18 protein-coding genes and 2 tRNA genes are annotated in these 26,075 nt (G+C 56.4%); 8 read left to right on the forward strand and 12 right to left on the reverse strand.

The genetic code is table 11. From position 1 onward, the window contains the following. The first annotated feature begins 53 nt into the window (after positions 1-53). Positions 54-293 carry a MoaD/ThiS family protein gene (locus EDC27_RS00270; RefSeq protein ID WP_123288625.1) on the forward strand — a complete coding sequence of 80 codons (240 nt, stop codon included), beginning with the start codon at positions 54-56 and terminating at the stop codon, positions 291-293. On the opposite strand, the gene EDC27_RS00275 is transcribed toward EDC27_RS00270, so the two are convergent. From EDC27_RS00275 to EDC27_RS00285, 3 genes are read right to left on the reverse strand one after another with little or no spacing between them, the layout of a single operon-like run. After that, positions 245-1,147: an ATP-grasp domain-containing protein gene (locus EDC27_RS00275; RefSeq protein WP_123288626.1), complete on the reverse strand. Its 903-nt coding sequence runs from the start codon at positions 1,145-1,147 to the stop codon at positions 245-247. The two genes, EDC27_RS00270 and EDC27_RS00275, sit on opposite strands and share 49 nt — an antisense overlap. Further along, positions 1,140-6,503, reverse strand: a complete 5,364-nt coding sequence (uvrA, locus tag EDC27_RS00280; protein WP_123288627.1) for an excinuclease ABC subunit UvrA — start codon at positions 6,501-6,503, stop codon at positions 1,140-1,142. The genes EDC27_RS00275 and uvrA overlap by 8 nt, the downstream gene beginning before the upstream one ends. Before the next feature lie 25 nt (positions 6,504-6,528). After that, entirely contained in the window at positions 6,529-7,953 is a 1,425-nt protein-coding gene (locus tag EDC27_RS00285; protein ID WP_123288628.1) for a CDP-archaeol synthase, read from the reverse strand. 20 nt (positions 7,954-7,973) lie between these two features. On the opposite strand from EDC27_RS00285, the gene EDC27_RS00290 reads away from it, so the two are divergent. From EDC27_RS00290 to EDC27_RS00305, 4 genes are all read left to right on the forward strand, one after another. Beyond that, the gene (locus tag EDC27_RS00290) at positions 7,974-9,290 is read left to right on the forward strand and encodes a TIGR04013 family B12-binding domain/radical SAM domain-containing protein (RefSeq protein WP_245994122.1); all 1,317 of its coding nucleotides are present in this window, start codon (positions 7,974-7,976) and stop codon (positions 9,288-9,290) included. 847 nt (positions 9,291-10,137) lie between these two features. Beyond that, complete coding sequence (locus tag EDC27_RS00295; protein WP_123288630.1) at positions 10,138-10,614, forward strand: peptidoglycan-binding protein; 477 nt, start codon at positions 10,138-10,140, stop codon at positions 10,612-10,614. Between the two features lie 78 nt (positions 10,615-10,692). Further along, positions 10,693-11,478 carry an AMP nucleosidase gene (locus EDC27_RS00300; RefSeq protein ID WP_123288631.1) on the forward strand — a complete coding sequence of 262 codons (786 nt, stop codon included), beginning with the start codon at positions 10,693-10,695 and terminating at the stop codon, positions 11,476-11,478. Between the two features lie 23 nt (positions 11,479-11,501). Then, positions 11,502-11,990, forward strand: coding sequence for a flavodoxin family protein (locus tag EDC27_RS00305; protein WP_123288632.1), 489 nt, complete (start codon positions 11,502-11,504; stop codon positions 11,988-11,990). Between the two features lie 24 nt (positions 11,991-12,014). Here EDC27_RS00305 and yhbY read toward each other — a convergent pair whose 3' ends face one another. The 9 genes from yhbY to lon form a co-directional block, all read right to left on the reverse strand. After that, a complete protein-coding gene (gene yhbY, locus EDC27_RS00310; RefSeq protein WP_123288633.1) occupies positions 12,015-12,449 on the reverse strand; it encodes a ribosome assembly RNA-binding protein YhbY in 435 nt (144 codons plus the stop codon). Positions 12,450-12,525: 76 nt separating this feature from the next. After that, positions 12,526-13,845, reverse strand: coding sequence for a sigma-70 family RNA polymerase sigma factor (locus EDC27_RS00315; protein ID WP_123288634.1), 1,320 nt, complete (start codon positions 13,843-13,845; stop codon positions 12,526-12,528). A gap of 282 nt (positions 13,846-14,127) precedes the next feature. After that, positions 14,128-15,114 (reverse strand): TGS domain-containing protein, encoded by a 987-nt coding sequence (locus EDC27_RS00320; RefSeq protein WP_123288635.1) that lies wholly within the window; start codon positions 15,112-15,114, stop codon positions 14,128-14,130. A 380-nt stretch (positions 15,115-15,494) separates the two neighbouring features. Further along, entirely contained in the window at positions 15,495-18,161 is a 2,667-nt protein-coding gene (gene alaS / locus EDC27_RS00325; RefSeq protein WP_123288636.1) for an alanine--tRNA ligase, read from the reverse strand. Between the two features lie 43 nt (positions 18,162-18,204). After that, the gene (gene recA / locus EDC27_RS00330) at positions 18,205-19,239 is read right to left on the reverse strand and encodes a recombinase RecA (RefSeq protein ID WP_123288637.1); all 1,035 of its coding nucleotides are present in this window, start codon (positions 19,237-19,239) and stop codon (positions 18,205-18,207) included. Positions 19,240-19,275: 36 nt separating this feature from the next. Further along, positions 19,276-19,851, reverse strand: coding sequence for an RNA 2',3'-cyclic phosphodiesterase (gene thpR / locus EDC27_RS00335; protein WP_123288638.1), 576 nt, complete (start codon positions 19,849-19,851; stop codon positions 19,276-19,278). Beyond that, complete coding sequence (locus EDC27_RS00340) at positions 19,848-21,113, reverse strand: CinA family nicotinamide mononucleotide deamidase-related protein (protein ID WP_123288639.1); 1,266 nt, start codon at positions 21,111-21,113, stop codon at positions 19,848-19,850. The genes thpR and EDC27_RS00340 overlap by 4 nt, the downstream gene beginning before the upstream one ends. A 12-nt stretch (positions 21,114-21,125) precedes the next feature. Then, positions 21,126-22,307, reverse strand: coding sequence for a nickel pincer cofactor biosynthesis protein LarC (gene larC / locus EDC27_RS00345; protein WP_123288640.1), 1,182 nt, complete (start codon positions 22,305-22,307; stop codon positions 21,126-21,128). Beyond that, positions 22,298-24,652: an endopeptidase La gene (gene lon, locus EDC27_RS00350; protein ID WP_123288641.1), complete on the reverse strand. Its 2,355-nt coding sequence runs from the start codon at positions 24,650-24,652 to the stop codon at positions 22,298-22,300. Before lon ends, larC begins: the two co-directional genes overlap by 10 nt. Positions 24,653-24,814: 162 nt before the next feature. On the opposite strand from lon, the gene EDC27_RS00355 reads away from it, so the two are divergent. From EDC27_RS00355 to moaC, 3 genes are all read left to right on the forward strand, one after another. After that, a tRNA-Ser gene (locus EDC27_RS00355) sits at positions 24,815-24,907 on the forward strand. Between the two features lie 15 nt (positions 24,908-24,922). Then, positions 24,923-25,016: transfer RNA gene (locus EDC27_RS00360), tRNA-Ser, on the forward strand. Between the two features lie 497 nt (positions 25,017-25,513). Beyond that, positions 25,514-26,020 carry a cyclic pyranopterin monophosphate synthase MoaC gene (gene moaC / locus EDC27_RS00365; protein ID WP_123288642.1) on the forward strand — a complete coding sequence of 169 codons (507 nt, stop codon included), beginning with the start codon at positions 25,514-25,516 and terminating at the stop codon, positions 26,018-26,020. The last annotated feature ends 55 nt before the right edge of the window (positions 26,021-26,075 follow it).

Here is a 26,075-nt window from a genome sequence, read left to right on the forward strand (position 1 = left end):
AACGTCGTGGCACTGCTCTTCAACAAGGTTTTACACGGTAAGGACGAAAAGTCATGCCTTTGCTGGTGCTCTTAGCAGCGACATTGCGACGCGCTGTCCCCGACTACGACCCCATGACGGGTCTGACCATGACCGTGCCAGCAGGAACCACCGTAAAAGAGTTAGCAGAAATGCTGCATTTACCCTTGGAAGATGTCAAGTTGATTATGGTCAATGGCGTCGCCTCTTCGTGGAATACAGCCCTTCAGGGGAACGAGCGGGTCGCTTTTTTCCCGCCGGTGGGAGGTGGCTGAAGGTCGGAAAGTCCCAAACTTTTCAGCCATGCGCGGGCTTCCTTTTCCAGCAGTGTATAGAACCGCTCACTTCCGCCAAGCCCTTTTCGGCCAAAGTAGTAATTGATCTCTAGGAACAGAGGGTTTTTTTGTTGGTGAAGGCTTCTGTCACGAAACAAAAGATCCATACCGGCTAGATTGATTCCCGTGCGCTGACACAAAGCGCGCACCCATGCGCGGCCTTCCGCCTGCAAATCCGGATCGCTTTCTCGGTCAATGACGGCCCCGTGGGAAGTGTTGTGTAAGAAATTGGTCGGGTCCCTCTGAACCCTCCAGTAACTCTTCACCGTGCGTCCGATCACGACCACCCGCAGATCTCGGCCGTCGTTCTTCACAAACTCCTGGACCACAAAACCACCAAACCCGCTGCGCTCCATGCCCTCAAAGATCTTCAACGGCTCCATCGCTTCCTCGGCACTTTCGACCTTGAACACCAAGGATCCTTCACCACCATGCGCGCTCTTGAGAACCACAGGATAGCGAAGGTCGTTCCAAAATGACGGCGGGCAAAACTTGACGGAGTGAAAAAGATGACTCTTTGGATGAGGAAACCCCAGAATGCGAAAGAGGCGAATATCCCCGATTTTCCCGGGATACAAGAACCTCATGCGATAATCCGGAAACACATGACGGCAGTACCTCACAGCCATGCGGTAGAGGGATTCCGAACATCCCTGCGGCAGAATGATGGCGGCGGCACGCTGCATCCATCGCCGGTCATTCTCATCAGGTTCACGTCCGGCGCACAATCGGTTCACATCCCCCGGGATCACCGGATGATAGGAAAGAACCATGCCTGTGGCCTTTTCACACATCCCGGCCCTCCTTTTTGGCCCGGCCCAGGTGGCGCCGAAGCGCTTCCGCGGTCAGGGAATCATGGGCGGCCTGCAGCATTTCATCGGGCGTTCCGCTGAACACCACGCGCCCTCCGCGGTCTCCGCTGCCCGGCCCCAGATCCACCACATAATCGCATGCCGCCACCACATCCATATTGTGTTCGATGACGATGACGGTGTGCCCCTGCACGGTGAGGGCTCGAAGGACTTTCAGAAGCTTTCCTATATCGGCTCGATGCAAGCCGGTGGTGGGCTCATCCAACAGATAGAGCGTGTGGTTTCGATGATTGGTCAATTCCGCCGCCAGCTTGATGCGCTGGGCTTCCCCTCCGGAAAGGGTCGGACTGGGCTGCCCCAAGGTCAGATAGCCCAGGCCCAGTTCATCCAACACGACCAACGGTCGCACAATGGAGGGCACTGAAGAAAAGAAATGACGGGCCTCGGCGATGGTCATGTGCAGCACATCGGCAATGGAGGCTCCGTGATACGCTATGCCCAACGTCTCTCGATTGAAGCGCTTTCCACCGCAAGCCTCACAGGGCACGGTCACGTCCGGAAGAAAGCTCATGGCCACGCGAATGCGCCCCTGCCCCTGGCAGACTTCGCAGCGCCCTCCTTTGACATTGAACGAAAAACGCCCCGGTCGAAACCCTCGAGCCCGGCTTTCCGGCACAGCGGCAAAGAGCTTGCGAATCTCGTCCCATATGCCCACATAGGTGGCGGGCGTGGATCGTGGCGTTCTGCCTATGGGCGTGTGGTCCACTTCCACGAGGCGGCGAATCGGAGCAAAACCTTCCAGATCGTCCAAAGGCACTGTGGCGTCCAGGTGCCCCCTGTGGCGCACAGATTGGAGTGCTTCTTTCAGCACATCGTAGACCAGGGAGCTTTTTCCTGAGCCCGAAACGCCGGTCACACACACAAAGGTTCCCAAGGGAATGTGGACGTCGATGCCTTTGAGGTTGTTGGCCCGGGCGCCTCGAAGCACAAGCCAACCGTCGGGTCCAGGAATCGGGTGTTTGGGCCACGAAAGCCAGTCGGGACAAGAGCGGCCGAACCATGTGCCGGTCAGGGTATTCGGTCGGCGAACCAGGTCATGGAACGCCCCCTGCGCCACCACTCGGCCCCCACCACTGCCCGCATCGGGTCCCAGCTCCACCACATGATCCGCGGCGCGCATCGTGTCCTCATCATGTTCCACCACGAGAACGGTGTTTCCCCTGTCGGTTAAGGCTCGAAGATTTGTCAATAGCTTATGGTGGTCTGCGGGATGCAACCCGATGGTGGGCTCATCGAGAATATAGCACACGCCGCGTAGGTTGGATCCCAGTTGGGCCGCCAAACGAATGCGCTGCGCTTCTCCTCCGGAAAGGGTCTCACCGGATCGGTTCAATGTCAGATAATCCAGCCCCACGTTTGTGAGAAAGCCTACCCTTTCAATCATTTCTCGTGTCACTGGATCCGCCACAGCCCGCTCGGTACCGTGAAAGGACATATGGGTCCAGGTGTCTTGAAACGCCCACAGAGGCATTTCGGCGAGTTCGGTAATGGAAAAGCCTTTGAGGCGCACCGCTCGTGCTTGCGCATTGAGGCGGGTGCCGTGGCATTCCGGGCATGGTCGATCGCGGTCGAGACCGGTTCCATCGCATCGCAGACACATGCCGTGGCGGCTGTTAAAGGAAAAGAGACGGGGATCCAAAGGAGCATAGCTCTTTTCGCATCGAGGGCACATTAAGTGCTGGCTGAAGAAGAGATCCTCAGCTCTCGAAACGACCACCGTGCCTCCCCCCAGTTTGAGTGCTTCGTGAATCTGCCTGTGCCACGAACGTTCGTGCAGACCCTCCACGGCCTCCGTATCCAGCACCACAACCTCGATGTCGTGCTCTCGATGTCGAGCCAAAGATGGAAGAGGCACCAGGGAATGCAGCACGCCGTCAATTCGAACACGATCAAAGCCCATGGCGGTTAGGCGAAGAAACAGATCCTTGTAAATACCCTTTCGGCCTCGAACCAAAGGAGCCAAAAGACGCCCGCCATGTTCCCGCAGAACGCTTTCCACCCGATGCACGATGGTTTCCGGATTCATGGCCTGTAGCGGCATGCCACACTGAGGACAGTGCTGATGCCCCAAACGCGCAAAGGCCAGTCGAAGGAAGTGGTAAATTTCCGTGATGGTTCCCACGGTGGATTTTCGACCCAACTGGGACGTTCTCTGCTCGATGGCCACTGTGGGAGGAAGCCCGAGGATTTGATCCACATCGGGTCTTTCCAGAATTTTGAAATACTGGCGGACGAAGGTGGACAAACATTCCAAGTACCGCCTTTGCCCCTCCGCAAAGAGAATGTCAAAAGCCAAGGAGGATTTTCCGGAACCGCTGAGCCCGGTAATGACGGTCATGGCATGCAGAGGCAGTTGGAGTTCATGGACTTTGAGGTTGTGCTCCCGCGCTTCTCGAATCGTAATGTGTGTCGGTTTATCCACGAGCTGCAGCGCGGGTCCTGACCGTTCTTCATTACAAGTTGCCCGGCGTGTGGACACATTTTCGCCCACAAGCCCTCGGTTTCGCAGATACTGTCCGGTATGACTGCCCTCGTGCGCCGCCACCGTCTCTGGGGTCCCGCACACCACTAGGTGGCCTCCCTCGTCCCCACCTTCGGGACCCAAGTCGATAATCCAGTCGCAGGCGCTCAACAGCTCCAGGTTGTGCTCTACCACCAGCACCGTGTGCCCTTCATCGACCAACCGGTCCAATATGGCGATGAGTTTTTGCAGATCATGGGGATGAAGCCCCACCGTGGGCTCATCCAGGATAAAAAAAATGCCCTTGTTTTCCACCTTGGGCCTTTGAGGCCCCAGGTAACGAAGCAGTTTCACGCGTTGCGCTTCGCCTCCTGACAGCATGCTCAGGGGTTGACCAAGCCGAAGGTAGTCCAAACCCATGGCCATCACCGGCTCTAGAGCCTTTCGAACGGGCTCCACATCCCCAAAGACTTCAAGAAGTTCCCGAGCGGTTTTTTCCAGAATATCGGCAATGGATAAGCCCCTCACGCGTACATGCAACACCTCGCGGCGAAAACGGCGCCCGTCACAGACCGGACATCGCACATAGACATCGGCAAGAAATTGCATCTCAATCTTGAGAAACCCTTCTCCCTTGCAGTGCTCGCAGCGCCCTTCAGGCACATTGAAAGAGAAATACCCTTCGCCAAATCCTCGAAGACGTGCCTCAGGCTCCGCCGCAAAAAGCTTTCTTAGGGGATCTAGTGCCTTGGTGTAGGTGAGCAGATTGGCTCGAGGAGACCGCCCCACCGGCCTTTGATCCACAAGAACCATGTCGGCAATGGCGTCGATCCCTTCTATAGCGTCCATGCGGCCCGGAGATTCACTGGGCAGACCTCGAAGGCGCCGCCATCCGTTGTAGAGTGTGGTTTCAACGAGTGTGCTCTTGCCAGATCCGGAAACTCCACTGACGCCGATCAAACATCCCAATGGAAAGGAGACGGTGAGGTTCTTCAGGTTGTTTTCCTGTGCTCCCCTGACCGTGATCGCTTGGGAAAACCTTCGCTCAGAACGTCGCTTTTTCCTGCGACGGACAACGTTTGGCGTCCGGTATAAATAGCGTCCGGTCAGGCTTTGGGGCACGTGCGCGAGGCCTTGGGGCGGGCCCATGTAGAGCACATGGCCGCCTTGATCCCCTCCAAAAGGCCCCATGTCGATCACCACGTCGGCCATGCGCAGCATGTCCGGATCGTGTTCCACAAAAATGACCGTGTTACCCAAAGAAACAAGTCGGCGCAAAGGGCCCATGAGCCGCTCTTGATCCCTGGCGTGCAGTCCCACGCTGGGTTCGTCGAGCACATACAGGACGTGGGTGAGGGCGGAGCCTAGCGCTCGCGTCAAATGGACCCGTTGCACTTCACCGCCGGAAAGGGTGCGAGACTGGCGGTCCAGGGTCAGGTAGTCCAGGCCCACATCGGCAAGGAACTGAAGTCGATTGCGTATTTCCTGGATGAGCAGGGCTTCCGCGGAATCTTTTCGGCACGTGTTTTCCAAAGCCTTAAAGAAGGACAAGGAGCGCTTCACGGGCCAAGCGCACAGTTCATCGATGGCCACTCCATGAAGCCGGTACAGGCGCGCCGCGTCTCGATATCGACGGCCACCGCATTGAGAGCACGGCACGTAGGCTCGGTATCGAGATAGAAATACCCGCACATGCATCTTGTAGGTTTTCGATTCCAGCCATTGAAAAAATCCTCGAACGCCATAAAAGTCCTTGTGACCTTCGATGATTTTGCGACGATCCGCCTCGGACAGATCCTGAAAAGGAACGTCCAGTGGAATGTTTTCTTTGCGACAAAAGTCCAGCAATTCTTCATATTCTATGCGGTCCGGCGTCCAGGGACGAATCGCCCCCTGCCTCAAGGAAAGCCGAGGATTCGGAATCACCAGATCCATATCCACATCGATGATGCGCCCAAAGCCTCGACATTGCGGACACGCCCCCAAAGGGCTGTTGAAAGAAAAAAGGTTCGGCGACGGCTCTTCCACGCTCACGCCGCACCGAGCACATTTTAGATCTTGGGAAAATCTCCACCTTTCACCTTCTACAACCACCACCACGGCTTCACCGTTGCCCATCGCAAAGGCCGTGCGAAGGGAATCCATCACGCGGGGCGGTTGCGCTTTGGACCACACCAGGCGGTCCACGACCACCAGGATTTCTTCTTCAGCCGCTCGGGTTGTCTCTTCCTGCGACAAAGTCTCAAGGTCCAGCACCTTTTTCGAGTCAAATATGCGCAGGAACCCTTGAGACAACAGGTCCTGAACCCACTTTTTCCCCGCCGGCCGATAGGGAAAGGCCACAAGGACGCGCGCATGAGGTGGCAAATGCTCTAAGCGTTGAAACACTGTTTCGGGATCCTCCCGATGAATCTCGGCGCCGCATTTGGGACAATGGGGTACAGCCCTCAAGGCATAGAGGTATTTCAAATGGTCAGTGATTTCGGTCATGGTGCCCACGGTGGAGCGGGAACTGCGCACGGTGACGGCCGATTCAATGGCAATGGACGGAGGAATGCCTTCGATGATATCCGCGTCCGGACGATCCATTCTTTCCAGAAATTGGCGTGCGTAAGGGGAAAAGGTTTCCACATAACGCCGCTGTCCTTCAGCATACAATGTGTGGAAGGCGAGGCTGGATTTTCCCGAGCCGCTCACGCCGCTCACGGCAATGAGATGATACAAAGGAATATCAAGGTGCACATCCTTGAGATTATGCTGCCGCACGCCGCGCAAGCGAATGGCTGCGGTTTCTTCAGCAAACGGCTTCGTCTTCATAGTTATTCTGTGGAGAAACTCACCGTCACGTGGAGGTGTCGTTTGATGGCCCAAACGCCTTTCTGAGGGTAATTCGCACGATTTCGCCATGAGTGTGAAATCGCACGGGAGTACCGGAAACGCCAACGCCCGCACTCGTATAACCGATCATGCCGTGATATTTCCAGAGCCCCTGGACCAGGGAGCGCGAGGACCGACTGTGGGTGAATAGAGGGCCAATGCGAGGAATCTGAATCTGGCCGGCATGAGTATGGCCGCACAGATACAAAGGGACGCCATAACGTGCGGCTTGATGAGCAATTTCCGGAGAATGCACCAAAAGAATAACGAAGGCCCCGGAAGGAACGTGGCTCAAGGCTTCCGGTAGATCGTCGGCACGAAAGTAATGAGGGTCATCCACGCCGACAATGCACAGACGACTCAGATCCCTCTGAAGACAGTGGGCTTCATTGACGAGAAAGCGAACCCCATCATCCTTCAGGGCAGTGACCATTTCTGGACAGTCGTGATTGCCGAGCACCGCCAGCACACCATCTCGAGCGCGAATGTGAGGCACAAGGCGCTTTAGGCGCCGAACCGCTTCGTCGCTAGGCCCGTAATTTTCCATGCGGTAATCACCGCCCAGAAGGCATAAGTCCACAGGCTCATTGGCCAACAGTCCCTGAAGCCGCTCCACCAGGCCGTCCAACCCGTCCAAATGCAGATCTGTTATGAGCAGCAGTTCGTATCCATCAAAGGCCTCTGGAAGATGTGAAAACGCTAAGGTCAGGTGCCGTGTCTGAATGTTCAAGGCATTGTTTCGGCCGGGCTCCAAAAGTCCCAGCCATCGAAACACCGTGTTCATGATCATGCGGTACATGACCACGTCTTCAAAATGAAACATGTGCGCCCAGGGTGCAGACCGAATCTGGCAACTGGTCAGTTCTCGAAAACGAATGCGCGTCTTCACAGGTCTGGGATAGCCTTCAAAAGGTTGCTGCAACAAAATCTTTTTGAAAAAATGAGAGCCTGCGTAGGCGCCCACGCTAAAAATGACAAGGAGGCTCAGGAGCACGGCCGGATGGGTGCCCACGTGGAAAGAAAGCACAAACAGGGGCAAGGCGCCTTCGAACATCTGGTCCAAGACGGGGACCGCACTGCCGCTGGGCAGATCGAATCGCCGTTTGATGAAGCTGGAAAGGAGATCCCCGGCCATGCTCAAAACGGCGACAGCAGCGCCCACGAGCCAGGGAAAGCCTAGGATTGGGGCGACTGCGCAACCGGTCACCACGGCACCCACAACCCCACGGATGGTCTTGTGAGGCCCCAAAAGAGGCTTGCCATCCCTAAAGAGGTGGCCGCGATCCAGAGGGGTGGACCATCGCTCGTCGAGAAGAAACGCCAACAAAGGAGGCGCAAAGTTGACGAGCCACAACAAGAGAAGAGCGCTCAGGAAATTCTGCATCGGCATGGATGGGTTCCTTGATAACGATGAAAATGGAAAAACATCGGTCCGGATATGATTCTGTGGAGTCCAGCATCGATCGCACGCCGCACGCCATCGTCTTTCGGTCTCAGCGCTGGAATCGTTACAGTTTTTTGGCCCTTTTGGCCTCCTTGGAAGCCCGACAGGGGACGGATCATACACCGATTCTCTGGCTCAATGCTAGGACAAAGGCCGAGGCCGTCAACGCCCTGCACAAATGGCTGCATACCTACGATCGGCTCCTCGTGCTGTATTCCTTCATGACGCCTCAATGGCCAGAAACAGTCCAGGAGGTGCGCGATCTTCAGCACCTTAGGAAGAGCGGTTGTCTGACTCTAGCCGCCGGAGGCCCTCATCCTTCCGCAAGCCCGCGCTCGGTGCTTCACGCCGGATTTGACGTGGTGTGTCGTGGGGATGGAGAGCCGATCTTTCCAGAACTCATACGGCAATGGGCCCAGAAGGCTTGCCTAAACTTTCTTCCCGGGCTCTACCTGGATACGCCCTTCGGAGTGGTGTTCACAGGACACCCTTTGAAAGCGTCCTTGGAAGATGTTCCGGCACTGCCTGTGGCTCATGGAATGTTCGGGCCCATTGAAATCAGCCGCGGATGCCCTTATGGCTGCCGGTACTGCCAGACCCCTCGTCTCAAAGGGCGCACCATTCGGCACAGAAGCCTGACGGCCATTTTTCATGCGGTGGAAGCCATGGTCGAAGCGGGCCGCATGGATCTTCGTTTCATCACACCCAATGCCTTGGCCTACGGTTCCCCCGATGGACGACATCCTAACGTGAAGGCACTGAAGGAACTCCTTTCGGGCTTGCGCCATCGCGTGTCCAGTGCAGGACGCATTTTTTTCGGTACCTTTCCCTCGGAAGTTCGCCCCGAATGGGTCCAGCCGCAGCTCATGGAATTGGTCGTGCGCTACGCTGACAACCGCCAAATTGTCATGGGAGCGCAAAGCGGAGATCCACACATGCTTCAGCGAATGCATCGAGGCCACAGTGTGGAGGATGTGCGAAAAGCCTGCGCTGTAGCCGGCAGCTTTGGGCTTCGGCCCGTGGTGGACTTCATTCTTGGATTGCCTGAAGAAACGGAGGAGCAGATGTCTCGTTCGGTCGACTTTATGGAGGAACTCGCCGAAAAGGGCGCAAGAATCCATGCGCACACCTTTATGCCTTTGCCCGGTTCTCCGTGGGCGGCACGAAAACCCGAACCCATCCCGGACACCATTCAATCCCGCATGGAAAGGCTCATCTCCCAAGGAAAACTTTTCGGCCAATGGAAAGCCCAGGCGCAATGGTCACGCCAACCGCATCGGTAAACCAGGCGCTTTCCCGTGGTCACGCTCTAGAAATTTTGATACTTTTTTCTCCCAAGTCTACAGGCATCCCTCGCGCCTTCGTTTCTTATAGGCCCAAATAGCCTGGAAGTGCCGCCTCGGCTCTGGAGGCCATAGCGAAGAACTAAGGCGTATCAGGCTTAAGGGATCCGCAGAAGGGAGGTGACGGACATTTGGGATGTATTTCCGGCAGAAGATTTCACAGAGATTCCGAACATGAAGGAAGGATAGAAATTAGAAAATGGCGGGATACTCACGGAAAAGAGAAGGATGCCTCGGTTCAGAAAACTTTGGGGATTGAGGCTCGGTTTGGTCATTGGAACGACAATTTTTTCGGCATGCGGCAGTATGCCCGTTCAGGTCGAAGACTCCTCGGCCAAGACCGTGGCCACGAAAAGCGACGGGGCGTAACCCGTGGCAATGCCAACGCGTCTCTGGAGCACTGTGACCGGCCCCTCGGAACCATCGCGGTGGAAGAGGACCAAATTTCTGACTGGTACCACTACCTCTCAGGCCAGTACAAACTGACCTCGACGGTGCCCGTTCTCTGGCTCTTGATTCAGCAATCCAATTGCTTCATCGTGGTGGATCGAGGCCGCGCGATGAAAACCATGATGGGAGAAAGAGCCCTTCAACAGACGGGTGAACTTCGAGCGGGAAGCACTTTTGGCAAAGGGCAAATGGTGAGCGCGAATGACACACTGACCCCTGAAGTGATGATCAGCCAAAAAGGAACCGGCGGTCTCGGTGGTGCCCTTGGGGCTTTTGGTATCGGAGGCACCATCGCCGGGGTATTTTGGGCGGCCTCAAGGCCAATGAAGCAACCGCCATGCTCATGCTTGTGGATAACCGATCCGGGGTGCAGCTCGGCGTGGCCGAGGGCAGCTCCAAGAATTTCGATTGGGGCTTGGGTGGAGCCATCTTTGGGGGCAGTGCCGGGGGCGGCTTGGGCGGCTATACCAAGACGCCGCAAGGCAAGGTCATTGCCGGAGCCTTTATGGATGCCTACAACCAGCTCGTGCGTGTCGCCAAAGCATATACACCACAAACCATGGGCGACCGGCAATTGGGCACGGGAGGCGGTCTGCGCGTTGATGGAAGCAGCCAAGCCGGCGGCTATCAATGGGCTAAGCTGTCGCTGAAGGCTGCCCAAAGAAAACTAAATGCGTTGGGTTATGAGGCCGGAACACCCGACGGCATAATGGGTCGGGTAACCCGTCAGGCTTTGATGAACTTCCAGGCGGACAGAGGCCTTCCTGTCACGGGACGCCTGGATGCCGCCTCGGCGGCCGAACTGGCCAAATAAGCACATTGGCATACACGCTCTTCCATTAACCGCCAGTCCTCGTAGTGTGGTCAAATCGGGCTGCAAAGGACGAAGGCTATGGGGTTGAAAGAACACGAGTATGTACGGCAGACTCTGGAACGCTACACCAATTTTCCTTTGGATCGAATGTGTGAGCATTTCCTGATCACGAATTTCAAGAAATACGTAGACTGGTTTCAGGAAAAGACGGGAGGTGAAAAAAGCGAAGGCAATTTTCGACTGGTCAATGCGCCCCATATCAATTGCACGCTGATCGATTTTGGCATCGGATCCCCGCAGGCGGCCTTGCTCATTCACTGCCTGGCCTACCTGGACCAACTCAAATCGGTCATCATGCTGGGCATGTGTGGCGGGATTGATGACACATTGGAAGTCGGGCATTTCGTGGTGCCTTCTGCCGCCATACGAGGCGAAGGGACCAGCCGCCACTATCTTCCGCCGGAATTTCCCGCCATTCCGGCTTCTTCCGTCAATCTTTTTTGTATCGGTGCCGTCAAGAAGCTGGGTATTCAGCCCAAGTGCGGCATTGTTTACACCACCGATCGGCGCTTGTGGGAATACGACGAGAATTTTGTGAACCACCTTAGAAGGCAACGGATTCTGGCCATTGAAATGGAACTGGCCACCCTCTTTTCCGTGTCCTATCACTACGAGGTGCCCATCGGATCCATCATGCTGGTCTCAGACATGCCTTTGCAACGCAAGGGCATCAAGAGCAAAGAACTGCACGAGAAAATCTATGCGGAATACATGCCCACCCACCTGGAACTGGGCCTCGAGGCGGTCAGAGCCCTCGAGGCCAACTGGTCGGATGTATCCCGCCGACTGAACAGTGAATGGTAAAATAGGTGAAAGGGGAAAAGCCTATGGAAGTGCTCGTCCTGTATTATTCGCGAAGCGGCAACACGAAAAAGCTCGCCGAACACGTGGCCGAAGGAGTTCAAGCCGTGGATGGCGTCTCCGCCGTTCTTCGATCCACGCAGGAAGTCACTCGGGACGACTTCGTCAACGCGGCGGGCATCATCGCCGGATCACCGGTCTATTTTGGCATCATGGCCACGGACCTCAAGCGCGTTTTTGATGAGTTTGTCGGCGTGCGCAAGAAAATGGAGAACAAAGTGGGAGCCGCCTTTGCCACCTCCGGAGATCCCACGGGCGGCAAGGAAACCACCATCATGTCCATTCTGCAATGCTTCTTGATCTACGGCATGATAGTGGTGGGCGATCCCCTTTCGGCCACCGGCCATTACGGTGTGGCGTGCGTGGGCGCACCTGACGAAAAAACAGCAGAAAATGCACGCAAGCTGGGTCGCCGTGTGGCAGAACTCTGCCTGAAACTGCACGGGGCCTTCTAAATCGCTCAAGGCCAATTTTTCTGTTCATGCGCTTTCTTTAACGGACGACCTCGAGCAATGCTCGGGTAAAAGGATTTTGGGGGAACGGCCTTCAGCCAGAGCGCCGGCATCGGGTGCTCGGTACAGCACCACCACCTGGCCGACCAATTGAATGAAATGGGCTCCGACGGCGCGGGCCAAATTGGCCGCCTGCTCCTTCTTGGGGCTGTCCTCTCCGGACAGTCCCAGCCATTTGACCTTGATCAACTCGTGGTGGAGAAGTTGCTTGCGGATTTCAGAAATCACCGCGGCCGTCACCCCTTCCTGGCCGATGCGCACCACAGGGCTCAATTTGTGGGCCAAAGATTTCAAATAGCCGCGCTGTTTGCCGGTGAGTTCGGCAAACGGCACAGGATTCCATGACAGTAGGGAAAGATCCACACCCTGCTGCCACCATGGTTCCTTGTTGCGTTTGTCCATGCATCGCCTCCTTGAAACAAAAAAAGATCCGGCCTGCTGTCGCGGGCCGGATCCTGTGTTTTTTTGGCATCCACTTTCATTCCAAATAAGACTTCAACAGTTCCTGCTTGCTGGGATGGCGCAGCTTGCGCAAAGCCTTCTTTTCGATTTGACGGATCCTTTCCTTGGAAACCTTAAAGCTCTTGCCGATCTTTTCCAGAGTTTCGCGGGGCTGTCCCCCCAAACCAAACCGCAACCGCAGAATTTTCTCCTCCCTGGGCTGCAAGCTCGCTAAGATTTCCCGAGTGACTTCGCTCAATTCATTGGTTTCACACCCTTGAGCCGGCGACGCGCTCTCAACATCCTCGATGAAATCGCCTAGCCGCTGCTCGTCATCCCCCACGGGCATCTCCAACGACAAGGGCTGGCTAATCAAGCTGAGCACCATCTCCACTTTATCCGGCGGAATGTTAGCCCGTTGGCTGATTTCTTCTGCCGTGGGTTCTCGGCCCAATTCCTTCACCAACTCATGAAAGACCTTGTAGAAAAGATTCTTCAGTTCGATGAAATGCACCGGCAAGCGGATGGTGCGGGTCTTGTCATAAATTCCACGAATAATACTCTGCCTTACCCACCATGTGGCATAAGTGCTAAACCGGTTTCCCTTCGTATGATCGTAGCGTCCCACCGCCTTGAGCAACCCCAGGTTGCCTTCCTGAATAAGATCGTCAAAACTCATACCGCGGCCGCGATACCGTTTGGCAATGCTCAAAACCAGACGCAAGTTCGCCTTGACCATGGTGTGCTTAGCTTCGTCGATCTCCGCAATGATTCGGTCACACACCTCCTTCATCGACGACAAGGTCGGATTCTGAGGTTCATTCGCCACCGCCTGATGTAGGGTTCGAGAAATGACTTTCAGCACCTTGTCTCGAACGCCGGGAAATGTCTTGGCCTGACCCAGGAGGTTGCGAACCTTTCCATGAAGGTCCTTAACCACCGGGTGATCCTCTTTGTGACACTCCACCAATTGCACCAACTGGTCTTGGCCATCCCGGATCCTTTTGGCCAATTCAATTTCCATTTCCGGAGTCAGCAGTGGGAACGAGGAAACCTCGCGAAGATAACACGTAACATGATCTTCGTCGAATTCCACGGCAGCATCCCCCTCCGTCTCCTTTGAAGGCATCGAGGGAGCGACCCGAAACCGCTCATGCCGAAGATCTCTTTCTTCGTCTTGAAGCAACCCGTTGCGATTGTCCTCCACGGATTCTTCCTCTTCTAGCTGTTCAGCGAATAGATTGTCTTCGGATCCCAGGATTCCCATGTCCAGGAGGCGCTCATAATCATCGTCCCCCTCGCGGGTCAACCGCAAGGAGTACAGAGGATCCAATCGTTGTCCATGCACGCTTTTCATGGCGATCCTCCTTCCCCTCGGGACACCCCAGGTCGCAAGCCATTAACTCATCCTGATTTCTTCCTTCACGGCCCTCCTGACTCTCGAGTTTACGCAACATAACCCCTTGCTCTTGGCAAGGTTACCCTCGTAAAGGGTAAGCTTGAGCGCATGTCCCGTCAATGGAATTCGTCACGATTGCGTCAAAGGCACAGGATTTTCGTTGAATGGTCAAGGGATTGGGTGCACTCGTTTCCGCGGGTGCCTCGCCCTCTTGGGCGTGCTCAAAGGAAACGTGCCGTGTCAGATGCGAAATTCCACAATATCGCCGTCTTGCAGCTCATAGTCCTTTTGAACCATTTGGCCGTCAAAGACTGCTTTCCCCCATATTCTAGCAAACTTCAGCTTCTTCACAAAGTCCTTGTGAATTTTTTCTGCAAGATCCTGCACCGTGCTTTTTCTGGGAAGGATAAAGGGAGCGGATGTGTCGGGTTCCTTGCCCGGCGCTTTGGTGTAAACGCGAAGGACGTCGGAGTGCGCGAAAATCATGTCCAGCAGGGCATGGAGGCCTCGACCTGAGGCTGTGGACACCGCCACACATGGCAGACTGCATTGGCTCAACTCTTGAAAGGCACAAAAGTCTTCCACATCCGATTCGGTATCGACCTTGTTGACCACCACGATCATTTTTTTCAAAAAAGGCTTTTTCTGCAGATCGGGCGGCGGAGACTGGCCTTCTGGAAAAACTCTCAGATTTTCAAGAACCTCCATGGTATCTTCCATTTGCTGCAGCGGATCGGCTTTCAGGTCCACCAGAATCATCACGAGATCGGATCTTCGAATCAAGTCCGCCATCCAAGGATCCACGTAGTCTTTACTGATAGGAGGCGTGTCGATGAGTTGGAATTGAATGTTTTCATAGGGCACCATGCCTGGTGTGGGTTTCCAGGTGCTATGGGGAAATTCGGCCACCTCCGGTGACGCGTTGCTCAAAATGCCCACCAGAGAAGACTTTCCCGTGTTAGGAGCGCCGACGACCACCACTTGGGCGGCGCCTTCTTTGTCAATGGCATAATTAACCCCCTTGCGGCCCGTGCCCTTTCTTTGCTGCGCCTCGGACTTGAACTTGGCAATCTTGCGTCGCAGATCGGCGCGCAGCTTGTCCGTACCCTTGTGCTTGGGCATGATGGTGAGCATTTCTTCCAGCGCCTCAATTTTGGCTTCGGGAGTTTTCGCTTCGCGATACCGCTTTTCAGCTTCGAAATAAGGCGGGGGGAGATTTGCCGGCATGCCTCACACCTCCTCGCCAAATTGTGATGTTTCCTGAGCTTTTGGGCGTATAGCATTGCATTTCTGAACCCTTCTTGTCAATGGAGTGGCCGCCGGCTATGAAAGGGGCGTCAAACTCCAACACAAAAGGAGCCTTCATGCTTTCGTGCCCGCACTGTGGTCGGCCGCTGCAGTGGATTCGACAATGACGGCGTCAGCTCTGGCGTTGCACGGTGTGCCGCCTGGATTTTACTTTGGATTCTCTCGCCGCCTTTTTGGACGATGACTTGGAAAAGCTTTTGGAAAACCTTCGCGTGGATCGGCTGTAGCCGCAAACTCCGCTTCAGAGCTTGCGGCGATGCGGAAAAACAAGAAGGAATTTGACCCGTCTGAGGAACGTTTCAGGAACCGACCAGAGTGGATTCGAGCAAGCTTTCGGCCAGTTTCAGGGCTTCCGGAAGTTTTTCGGGCAGGTTGCCGCCCGCTTGAGCCATATCGGGTCGCCCACCACCGCTTCCCCCCACCACTTGGGCCACTTTCTTGATGAAGTTGCCCGCGTGAATGCGGTGGGTGAGATCTTTGCTCACACCAACCAGCAGGAACACCTTGCCGTCGTGAACGGCCCCGAGCACCATCACCCCGGAACCAATGCGTTCTTTGAAGCGGTCGTTCATCTCCCGCAACGCCTTGGGGTCTGCCTCTTTCACATGGCGCACCAATACTTTCACGCCGGCCATTTCCTTGGCTTCCTCAAAAAGGTCCAAGGACTTTTTGGCCGTCATAGAACTTTTGACTGCGTCCAGGCTCTTTTCCAATTCCTTGATCTGGATCAACAGCTTGTCCACCCGATCCGGCACCTCTTCCGCGGGTGCTTTTAGGCGCCGCGCTGCCACTTCCAAGAGGCGGCGCTGTTCCTGCCAGAAGTTCAGGGCGTGACGGCCTGTGAGGGCTTCGATGCGGCGCACTCCCGCAGCCACACTGGATTCCTGCGTGATGACGAAGGAACCGATGTCCCCGCTGCGTTCCGCGTGCGTGCCGCCGCACAGTTCCTTGCTGAAGTCGGCGATTTCCACAAGTCGAACCGTTTCCCCATATTTTTCTTCAAAAAGGGCCACGGCTCCTGTGCGAATGGCTTCGTCAAAGGCCATCACGTGCACGTGTAGCGGTCGATTTTCCAGAATCGCCGCATTTACCCGACGCTCAATTTCCAAAAGCTCTTCTGGCGTCAGGGCCGCAAAGTGCGTAAAATCGAACCGCAGCCTTTCCGGAGCCACCAAGGAACCGGCCTGTTTGACGTGATCGCCCAGCACATCACGAAGAACGCGATGCAAAATGTGCGTGGCCGTGTGGTTGCGCGCGGTATCTCTTCGACTGGCCTCGTCCACCGTAAGAACGACGCGATCCCCAGGGCGCAATTCTCCGTTTTCGATGCGCACCACATGGACCCAGATGTCTCCAGGAAGCCGCAGGGTATCCTCCACGACGGCGCTCACTCCAGGACCCGAAAGACTGCCTCGGTCCCCCACCTGCCCGCCGGCTTCTCCGTAAAAGGGCGTTTGTTCCACCACCACTTCCACTCGGCTCTCCGGTCCCGCCGCATCGATCAGAACTCCTTCTTGAATCAGGGCCAGCACCCGGCTCTCCGCCTCCAACCGGTGATAGCCGACGAATTCGGTGCGCACGCCTTGGGCGGCCAGCTTGCGGTACGCTTCTGAAACTTGTCGTTCTCCACTCCCCTTCCAGTGCCGGCGGGACTGCTCTCTTTGGCGTTCCATCAGCGCGTCAAAGCCGGCCTGATCCACCTGCATACCCATTTTCTTGGCCATGTCCGTGACAATGTCTATGGGAAAACCGTAGGTGTCGTACAGTTTGAACACGAGGGACCCCGGAACGGCGCGGGCGCCTTCGTCTTGAAGGCGAGACATTTCTTGGTGCAGCAGTTTCAGGCCATGATCGAGCGTCTCACTGAACCGTTCTTCTTCGTGCAGAATAACCCGGGTAATGTACGCCCGGTTGTCCAAAAGCTCGGGATAGACATCGGCCATGGAATGCATGACGGCTTCCACGACGCTATGAAGAAAGGGCCGATTGAGACCGAGAAAACGTCCGTGGCGTAAGGCTCGGCGAATCACCCGCCTAAGCACGTAGCCGCGGCCTTCGTTGCTGGGCAGCACGCCATCCCCGATGAGAAAAGCCGCCGCGCGGCTGTGGTCGGCAATGACTTTAAAGGATACGTCCTTTTCGGCATCAGCCCCGTACCGCAGTCCGGCCTGCGCGCCGATGGCTTCCATTACGGGGGCAAACAGGTCTGTGTCATAGTTGGACGGGACCTTTTGAATGACCGCCGCGATGCGTTCCAAACCCATCCCCGTATCGATGCTGGGCTTGGGCAGTGGCTCCAACGTTCCGTCTTCATGACGATTGAACTGCATAAAGACCAGGTTCCAGAGCTCCAAGAAACGGTCGCAATCGCATCCCGGCCGACACTCAGGTCGACCGCACCCCATGGCTTCGCCCTGGTCGATAAGGATTTCGGAACACGGTCCGCAGGGGCCCGTATCTCCCATGGCCCAAAAGTTGTCCTTGGTGGAAAAGGTCAAAATCCTCTCTTCAGGAAGGTAGCGTTTCCAATATTGGCGAGCTTCCTCGTCGGGTCCCAGGGACATGCTGGCATCGCCCTCGTGAATGGTGGCGTAGAGTTTGTCTTTGGGCAGGCCCATGCGCTCCGTAAGGAATTCCCACGCAAACTCAATGGCTTCCTTTTTGAAATAGTCGCCAAAGGAAAAGTTACCCAGCATTTCAAAGAAGGTATGATGCCGCGCTGTATAGCCCACGTTTTCCAAATCGTTGTGCTTGCCGCCGGCCCGCATGCACTTTTGACTCGAGGCAGCTCGGCTGTACTCTCGTTTTTCTTCCCCAAGAAAACAGCGCTTGAACTGGTTCATGCCCGCATTGGTGAAGAGCAAAGTGGGGTCGTCATGGGGAATGAGCGAGGAACTCTTGACAATGGTGTGGCCCTTGTCGCGGAAAAATTCCAAGAATTTTTGACGAATTTCGCTGGCTCTCATGAAAAGTCTCCTGTGTTGCACACCCTGGGCGACATGGTCGCTGCTAGACCTCGGCGGCTTGAGGGGGGCTCAACTCGGGCAGCAGGTGCCGTTCTCGCACCTTGTTCTCAATTTCCAGGAGCAGGTCAGGGTTTTCACGTAGAAAATTCTTGACGTTTTCCCGCCCCTGCCCCAAGCGCTCTCCATTGTAGGCGTACCAGGTTCCCGAACGCTCCACGATATTGGCCGCCACCGCTAAATCCAACACATCGCCCTCTCGAGAAATCCCACGCCCATAGACAATATCGAATTCCACTTCTCGAAAAGGCGGAGCGATCTTGTTCTTGACCACCTTGACCCGGGTGCGGTTGCCCACCACTTCCTGGCCTTCCTTGATGGGGCCCGTTCGGCGAATCTCAAGGCGCATGGTGGCGTAAAACTTGAGCGCATTGCCTCCGGTGGTGGTTTCCGGAGATCCGTACATCACCCCGATTTTCTGGCGGGTCTGGTTGATGAAAATGACCGAGGTCTGCGACTTGCTGATGGTCGCTGTCAGTTTGCGCAAGGCTTGGCTCATGAGGCGCGCCTGAAGCCCCACGTGAGGATCGCCCATTTCACCGTCAATTTCCGCCTTGGGCACCAGAGCTGCCACGGAATCAATGACAATGACGTCGATGGCATTGCTGCGCACAAGAATCTCGGCAATTTCCAGGGCCTGTTCACCGTAGTCCGGTTGACTGATCAGCAGATCGTCCACCTTGACGCCCAGTTTGCGGGCATAGTGCACATCCAGGGCGTGCTCCGCATCGATGAAGGCCGCCAACCCACCTTTTTTTTGGGCCTCGGCAATGACATGCAAAGCTAGGGTTGTCTTGCCCGATGATTCCTGTCCATAAATCTCCACGATGCGCCCTCGAGGAATTCCGCCAATGCCCAAGGCCAAATCCAGGGACAGACATCCTGTGGAGATGACGGGAACCTCCATCGCTTGAGCCCCTTCGCCCAAGCGCATAATGGATCCCTTGCCGCACTGGCGCTCGATCTGCGCCACGGCCATCTCGATAGCCTTTTGGCGATCATTGCCTACCTGTGCCGTCATGGCACGGTCCTCCTCGTGAATAAAAAACCTTTATCCCTAAAGCCTCGATCTACCCTGAAAGGGCCATCTCTGCAAAGGGGTGTATTGGGCTCCGTCGGGCTTAAGATCACTTTTATACAACACCAGTTCCGAGACGTCAAAAACAACCCCTTGATAGCCCTGGCGAGCCACCAACATATCCTGAAGGGATTTCAGGTGACGCCGCCCCTTGACGCGCCCGATGGTTAAGTGCGCCCGAAAAGGCCGATGCTCCTTGGGAAAACCCAACGGCTGCAGCACATCTTCCACACTGCGCTGAAGGGCGTGGAGCGACCCCATATCCCCTTGCACTCCAACCCAGACGACCCGCATCTCGCGAAGGGAAGGAAAGGCGCCGCACCCTGCAGGACGCAAGGAAAATGGTGCCGTGCTTGCCGCCACAGGACGCAAAGCGTCGGCAACGGCCTCGATAAGCGAGGGGGCAATATGGCCTAAAAATTTTAAAGTCAAATGAACCCGATGGGGACGGATCCACCTGACCGGCACATCCAATTGTTGCAATGGAGCGCAGAACTCACCGAGATCCTTTTGAACATTCGGGGGAAGATCCAAGGCCACAAAGGTGCGTATCATGATCGCAACATCCTCCACAAAAGAGCCAAGGCGTGCTGCACCGACTGTTCTTGCACCAGGCGCCGATTGCCCTGAAAATGGTGCTGTTCGACCACCGTGCGCGTTCCCACCGCCCCCCCGATAAAGACGGTACCCACCGGTTTTTGTGTCGACCCTCCCGTGGGGCCTGCAATGCCCGTCACGGCCAAGGCCGCCTGGACCTTGGATCGTTCCAGCACCCCTTGCACCATAGCCTCACACACGGGCCGACTCACCGCTCCGTACCTCTGCAACAGTTCTTCCGGTACGCCCAGCAGCTGGCTCTTCGCTTGATTGCTGTAGGTCACAAAGCCTCTGTCGAAATAGTCCGAGGCACCGGAAATGGCCGTCAAGCGTGCCGCCAAAAGCCCTCCCGTGCAGGATTCGGCAACGGCCAGTTTCCACGCCCTTTGGCGCAAAAGCGTTCCCACAACTTTTTCCAAGGATTCGTCATCGCGGCCGATCACATGGTCCTCGCCCAGAAGAAGAACCAGTTCCTTTTCCGCCGCGTTCAGGCGCCGCTGCGCTTCCTCGGCGTCTGTGGCTGAAGCCAGAAGGGTGACCCAATTTTCCGCCGTCTGCGGCAGGTATCCCACCTTGACGCCGTAAGCCACGGCATCAAAGCCGCTTAGCCGATCGTTGATCTCCGTTTCCATCAGACCGTAAAGGCGAAGCACGCGTTGACAGCAGGCGGGTCTTTGAGGAAATCGGTGCATGAGATCGGGCAGAACCACCTCCCGCAGCAGGGTTTCCATCTCGTGAGGAACCCCCGGCAGAAAGTAACAGGGTACGCCGTGATGCTCCAAGGAAAAGCCGGCCATGGGACGTCCCGGGGCCAGCCGAGTGGCTCCCTGAGGCAACTGGGCGAGACGGCCCAACCGATCACTCCATTCACCACCTCGATCCTTCACTCGGGCCATCAAGCTCTGAAGATCCGCTTCGTCCACCGCCATGGGGAGAGCAAAGGCTCGCGTCACCGCCCATTTGGTCCGGTCGTCGTCCGTCGGCCCCAAACCGCCTGTGACAATTACAAATCGGCTCTGCGCCGTGAGCTGTTCCAGCTCCAGGGCGATGGCCTCTTCGGCATCTTCCACCACGACCACTCTTTGCAAACGAAACCCGTGCGCTCTCAAAACCCCGGCTATGTGATGCGCATTGGTGTTGAGAATGTCCCCTAGGAGAATTTCATCCCCGACGGTGAGAAGCGAACCTAGAATGTCAGAACGTTTGTTTTGATCCATCATGCCGACAACTCATCACTTTTTTGGAGCCACCTTTTCCTGACCGCGCCGACGAACCTCTTCGTAGACCTGCGGCAAAGGAAGACCGGTGCGCCGGGCCACATCCCGACACGCCTCGTACTCCGGCTGACATCGCACCGATCCGTCAGGTAGACTAATCATTTTGACCTGCACCACGCCCCATGGGGTGTCCACATCCATGAAAGCACGAGGCAGCTCCATGCGGTCCACTTCGTGAAACCGAACGCCCAGCGTAGTGCTTTCACAAAAAACCCGGGTCGCCATGCGATCTTTAAGCGAAGGATCCATGAGGATGCGGACCAAGGTCGCGGGACGATTCTTTTTCATATACACGGGAACCAGCACCACATCCAAAGCACCTTCGGCAAAGCACGACGCCATGAAGTGTTCGTAGAATTCCGGATTCATGTCGTCGATCTGGGTTTCCATCATCAAGAGCCGTCGCGTGATGCACTCCGCCTGGGATTCGCCCACCATGAGCCGCAGCACGTTGGGTGGATTGTCGGCCGAATGCGCCCCTACACCGTATCCTACCGTGTTGAGGACCATATCGGGAAGAGGTCCAAACCCTTCACACAGCCCGGTCAAAATGGCGGCGCCTGTGGGTGTCACCAATTCTCGTTCCACGCCACCGTCCCGAACGGGCACACCTTCAAGCAGGGCCACGGTGGCCGGAGTCGGCACGGGAAGCACGCCATGGTTAGAGGACACGCGACCTCGCCCAAGGGGCAATGGGGACGCATAAAGCCTTTGAATACCTAATAGTTCAAGGCCAACCACGGTGCCCACCACATCCACCACGGTGTCCACGGCCCCAATTTCATGAAAGTGCACATCGTCCACGTCCATGCCGTGGACCCTGGCTTCGGCCCGCGCCAGCCGCTCAAAGATATGCAACGCTCTTTCTTTGACCATCTCGGTCAGAGAAGAAGCCGCTATGAGGTGGCGAATGTGTCGGTAGTGGCGCAGAGGCGGCGAGCCCCTTTCGCACACCACAACCCGAGTGCCCGTGATGGCTCCTCGAGACTCCTTGCGCACATCCAGGTGCCACCCTGGAAGTTCAAGAGCCTCCAAAGCTTTGTTTAAAGTAACCACCGAAACCCCGGCATCGATCAGGGCGCCGAGCATCATGTCTCCGCTGACTCCGGAAAAAGCATCCACGTAGGCTAGGCGCATGCCGCCCCCTTGTCTGCGCCAAAGAGGTGCTCTAAGACCTGATCCATGTGGGATGAGGGGATAAAGTTGACAGCGCGTGTGACATAGGCCGGCAACTGGGCAACGTCGTCCATGTTACCTTGAGGAACAAACACCAAGCGGAGTCCGGAACGGGCAGCCGCCAGGGCTTTTTCTCGAAAGCCCCCCACCGGAAGCACGTCACCCAAGAGGGAAATCTCTCCCGTCATGGCGCACGGTTTTCCCAAGGGTTTTTGGAGCAAGGCGGACACTAGGGCGGCGCACAAAGCCATACCTGCAGAGGGTCCATCTTTCGGCACGGCGCCTGCCGGCACATGAATGTGCACGTCCATCTTTTCATGAAAATCTGAGGGCAAGCCCCAACGGCCGGCTCGCGTACGAATGAAACTCAAAGCCGCCTGAGCCGACTCCTTCATGATCGTTCCCAAATGTCCTGTGAGAACCACCGCCCCCTTGCCGGTCATGACAGCCGCCTCGATGCGCAGCACTTCCCCGCCGTGGGGTGTCCAGGCCAAGGCCAAAGCCACACCGGGTATGGAGGGAAACTGCTGCGATGAAAGATCCTTCAATGGCGGGCCCAAAAGGCGCTCCAGATTCTTCACGAAAACGCGAAAGGGAGCACGCCCTCCCTCGGCACGATGTCTAGCGGCTTTGCGGCACAATGTGCCAATGGCTCGCTCCAACTGGCGCACACCGGATTCTCGTGTATACCGGCGCACCAAGGCCATGAGAGTCGAATCGCTGAGCGCCAGGTCTTCCGGCTGCAGCCCGTGCTCTTCCAATTGGCGGGGAAGCAAATACGATTTGGCAATCACCAGCTTTTCCCTGTCCGTATAGCCGGTCAGGGTCAGCACCTCCATGCGGTCCACCAAAGCCGGCGGAACATGCTCCAGGCTGTTGGCCGTCGCAATGAAAAGCACCTGGGACAAATCAAACGCTACATTGAGATAATGATCGGAAAAGGCCTTGTTCTGTTCGGGATCCAGGACCTCTAGGAGCGCTGCCGCTGGGTCTCCTCGAGCGTCGGATCCAATCTTGTCAATTTCATCCAGCATGAAGACCGGATTTTTCGTGCCGGCATAGCGCAGCCCTTGAATGATGCGCCCGGGCAAAGCGCCCAGGTACGTGCGCCGGTGTCCGCGAATCTCCGCCTCGTCGCGAACTCCTCCCAGGGAAAGGCGCACGAATCGGCGCCCCATAGCCTTGGCGATAGATCGCCCTAGAGACGTCTTGCCAACTCCCGGTGGCCCCACCAGGCAGAGAATGGATCCTTTAAGACTGCCTTTTAAGCTACAGGCGCCGAGAAAATCTAAGATGTGCTCTTTAATGGTTTCCATGTCATGATGGTCGGCGTCCAGAACCTTGGCTGCTTCCGCAAGATCTAAGCGATCCTCGGTGGTTCGCCGCCAGGGCATTTCAATGAGCCAATCCAGGTAGGTGCGCACGAGGGAAGCTTCGGCCGAATCGCTTTGCATCATCAGCAGCCGATCCAGTTCCCGCATGGCCACCTGAAAAGCCTCAGGGCTCATTCCTGCCGCGCGAATCTTTTCCCTGTAAACCCACTCCTCCTTGTTCTCGTCCCATTCGCCCAGTTCCCTGCGAATGGCCTTGAGTTGCTCTCGCAAGTACCGTTCCCGTTGGCGTCGCCGAAGGGCCGTTTCGGCTTCGGACTCGATTTCCTGCTGCACTTCAGCCTTTTGCAGCTCCTCGCCCAAAGCCTCGGCCACGGCGCGCAGGCGCTCCGATGGATCGACCAACCCCATCAACCGGCAGCACTCATGGGGATCCAGATGTAGGTTCATCGCCAAAAAATCGGCCAGGCGCCCTGCAGACGCGATACCGTGAAGCACAGCCTCGGCATCGGCGGCGTGCATGCCCCGCAGCGTGAAAAGCTTCAAACCCATTTGGCGCACTCTGGACAACAAAGGCAGAAGGCTTGCGTCCAGGGGCATATCCGTTTCCACCAAGGGCTCGAGGCGGACCATAAGTCCCGATGAGGACGCCATCACGCTGAGGACGCGGGCCTTGGCAATGCCCTGAACCAAAATTTTTATCCTGCCGTCTTCCAGCAGCGTGGTTTTGAGAATCAGGGCCACACAGCCCAAAGCGCCTTTCCATGATGGCTCGCCAGGCCCTCCACGGCCACATGTCGAATCTTCGCCGCAGCAGGTCGCCAAAAAGATGTATCGGCCCGTTTTTTCAGCTTCGGCCAGCACCGCCTTTTCGTTTGCCTCGGAGAGAAACAGGGGAAGAATCATGGCAGGAAAGAGCATGGTGTGGCGAAGAGGCAATACGGGCAAATTGGTGGGCCATGAAGGTTTGCTCATGGTGCGGTGTCTTCCTCCCGCATCCCCTTAACAATGCGCTCCCATGCTTGTCAACGACCAGCCGAGCCTCGTTCCTCGAGCAGGATAGCCTTTTGCAGTTTCGCCTTCTCTTGACACTGAAAAAGGTGAATGGTAGTTAGATCTGACTCAGCTTCATGCTGTGGAGGGATGGCCGAGTGGTTTAAGGCGGCGGTCTTGAAAACCGTTGGTCGGTGATGAGCCGGCCCGTAGGTTCGAATCCTACTCCCTCCGCCATTACGCGCGTCGTCTGGAGAGATGGCCGAGTCGGCTGAAGGCGCTCGCCTGCTAAGCGAGTGTACTCCGAAAAGGGGTACCGAGGGTTCGAATCCCTCTCTCTCCGCCACATGTTCACAAGTCGGCCCGGTCCCCCGGAGAGACCGGGCTTTTGGTTTTCAAAGCCCCAAAGCCCATCCCTTTGACGTCTGTCGGCTTTTTCCCTTCAAGAGGCATGACTCGCCGCGTTCAGCGCCGGGGTCCATTGGCAGGTGAAGGAAAGGCACTCGAAGAGGTTCCAGCGGGCTTCAAAGGGCACTCAACGCCGCCGGGCCGGTACCTTGAAGATGGAAACCCACCGCTACCCGACCATCCAAGATGGGTGGGGGGTGTCCTTATTCTGGAAGCGAATGACTGCAGCCGACCTTCTTCATTGACGAGGAGTTCTTTGAGAAAGCGCTCAGGGAAACCCGAAGTGGTTCTCCTCGAGAAACGTAACCTTGTGACGCGGCATGCTTGCTGAGTTCCATAGAGAGTATGGGCACGTAAAGAGTTTTTCCATTCACTCCTGGCCGTTGTGGCCATCGGCCACACCAAGAGAAACGGCTCACAGAAAGAGGAGAGCGCATGACAGAAAACGCCAAACACTGGACTCATTTGGATAGCGAAGGACAGGCCAAGATGGTGGATGTGAGCGATAAGGCTCCAACCTGGCGGGAAGCTCGTGCGCGAGGCCAGGTGCGCATGGCCAAGGAAACCCTCGAGCGCATTCTGGAAGGCACGGTGGCCAAGGGCAACGTGTTCAACACGGCACGCTTGGCAGGCATCATGGCTGCTAAGAAAACCTGGGATTTGATTCCCCTATGCCACCCTTTGCCTTTGGCGTCCGTGGAAGTCTTCTTGCAGCCCGAGCCCGAACTTCCCGGTGTGCGCATAGAAGCTCGAACAAAAACCTTTGATCGAACGGGCGTGGAAATGGAAGCTATGGTGGCCGTCACTCATGCCGCCTTAACCATTTACGACATGTGCAAGGCGTTGGATCGCTCCATGGTCCTGGAAAACATACGGCTCACCCACAAATCAGGAGGTCGAAGCGGTACGTTTGAAGCCGAAGAAGCGCCGAATTTGTCCTGAAAGGATAATACCCAGGGTTGAAGTTCGCTTCTCGCGCGACCTGGTCTCATGATTT

The sequence above is a fragment of the Desulfosoma caldarium genome, assembly GCF_003751385.1.
GTDB classification, from domain to species: domain Bacteria; phylum Desulfobacterota; class Syntrophobacteria; order Syntrophobacterales; family DSM-9756; genus Desulfosoma; species Desulfosoma caldarium.

What these genes read in the sequence shown, in the direction of transcription:
- EDC27_RS00270 (WP_123288625.1), top strand. Translation starts at nt 54, where the DNA reads ATGCCTTTGCTGGTGCTCTTAGCAGCGACATTGCGACGCGCTGTCCCC.
- EDC27_RS00275 (WP_123288626.1), bottom strand. Translation starts at nt 1,147, where the DNA reads ATGTGTGAAAAGGCCACAGGCATGGTTCTTTCCTATCATCCGGTGATC.
- uvrA (WP_123288627.1), bottom strand. Translation starts at nt 6,503, where the DNA reads ATGAAGACGAAGCCGTTTGCTGAAGAAACCGCAGCCATTCGCTTGCGC.
- EDC27_RS00285 (WP_123288628.1), bottom strand. Translation starts at nt 7,953, where the DNA reads ATGCCGATGCAGAATTTCCTGAGCGCTCTTCTCTTGTTGTGGCTCGTC.
- EDC27_RS00290 (WP_245994122.1), top strand. Translation starts at nt 7,974, where the DNA reads ATGAAAATGGAAAAACATCGGTCCGGATATGATTCTGTGGAGTCCAGC.
- EDC27_RS00295 (WP_123288630.1), top strand. Translation starts at nt 10,138, where the DNA reads ATGCTCATGCTTGTGGATAACCGATCCGGGGTGCAGCTCGGCGTGGCC.
- EDC27_RS00300 (WP_123288631.1), top strand. Translation starts at nt 10,693, where the DNA reads ATGGGGTTGAAAGAACACGAGTATGTACGGCAGACTCTGGAACGCTAC.
- EDC27_RS00305 (WP_123288632.1), top strand. Translation starts at nt 11,502, where the DNA reads ATGGAAGTGCTCGTCCTGTATTATTCGCGAAGCGGCAACACGAAAAAG.
- yhbY (WP_123288633.1), bottom strand. Translation starts at nt 12,449, where the DNA reads ATGGACAAACGCAACAAGGAACCATGGTGGCAGCAGGGTGTGGATCTT.
- EDC27_RS00315 (WP_123288634.1), bottom strand. Translation starts at nt 13,845, where the DNA reads ATGAAAAGCGTGCATGGACAACGATTGGATCCTCTGTACTCCTTGCGG.
- EDC27_RS00320 (WP_123288635.1), bottom strand. Translation starts at nt 15,114, where the DNA reads ATGCCGGCAAATCTCCCCCCGCCTTATTTCGAAGCTGAAAAGCGGTAT.
- alaS (WP_123288636.1), bottom strand. Translation starts at nt 18,161, where the DNA reads ATGAGAGCCAGCGAAATTCGTCAAAAATTCTTGGAATTTTTCCGCGAC.
- recA (WP_123288637.1), bottom strand. Translation starts at nt 19,239, where the DNA reads ATGACGGCACAGGTAGGCAATGATCGCCAAAAGGCTATCGAGATGGCC.
- thpR (WP_123288638.1), bottom strand. Translation starts at nt 19,851, where the DNA reads ATGATACGCACCTTTGTGGCCTTGGATCTTCCCCCGAATGTTCAAAAG.
- EDC27_RS00340 (WP_123288639.1), bottom strand. Translation starts at nt 21,113, where the DNA reads ATGATGGATCAAAACAAACGTTCTGACATTCTAGGTTCGCTTCTCACC.
- larC (WP_123288640.1), bottom strand. Translation starts at nt 22,307, where the DNA reads ATGCGCCTAGCCTACGTGGATGCTTTTTCCGGAGTCAGCGGAGACATG.
- lon (WP_123288641.1), bottom strand. Translation starts at nt 24,652, where the DNA reads ATGAGCAAACCTTCATGGCCCACCAATTTGCCCGTATTGCCTCTTCGC.
- moaC (WP_123288642.1), top strand. Translation starts at nt 25,514, where the DNA reads ATGACAGAAAACGCCAAACACTGGACTCATTTGGATAGCGAAGGACAG.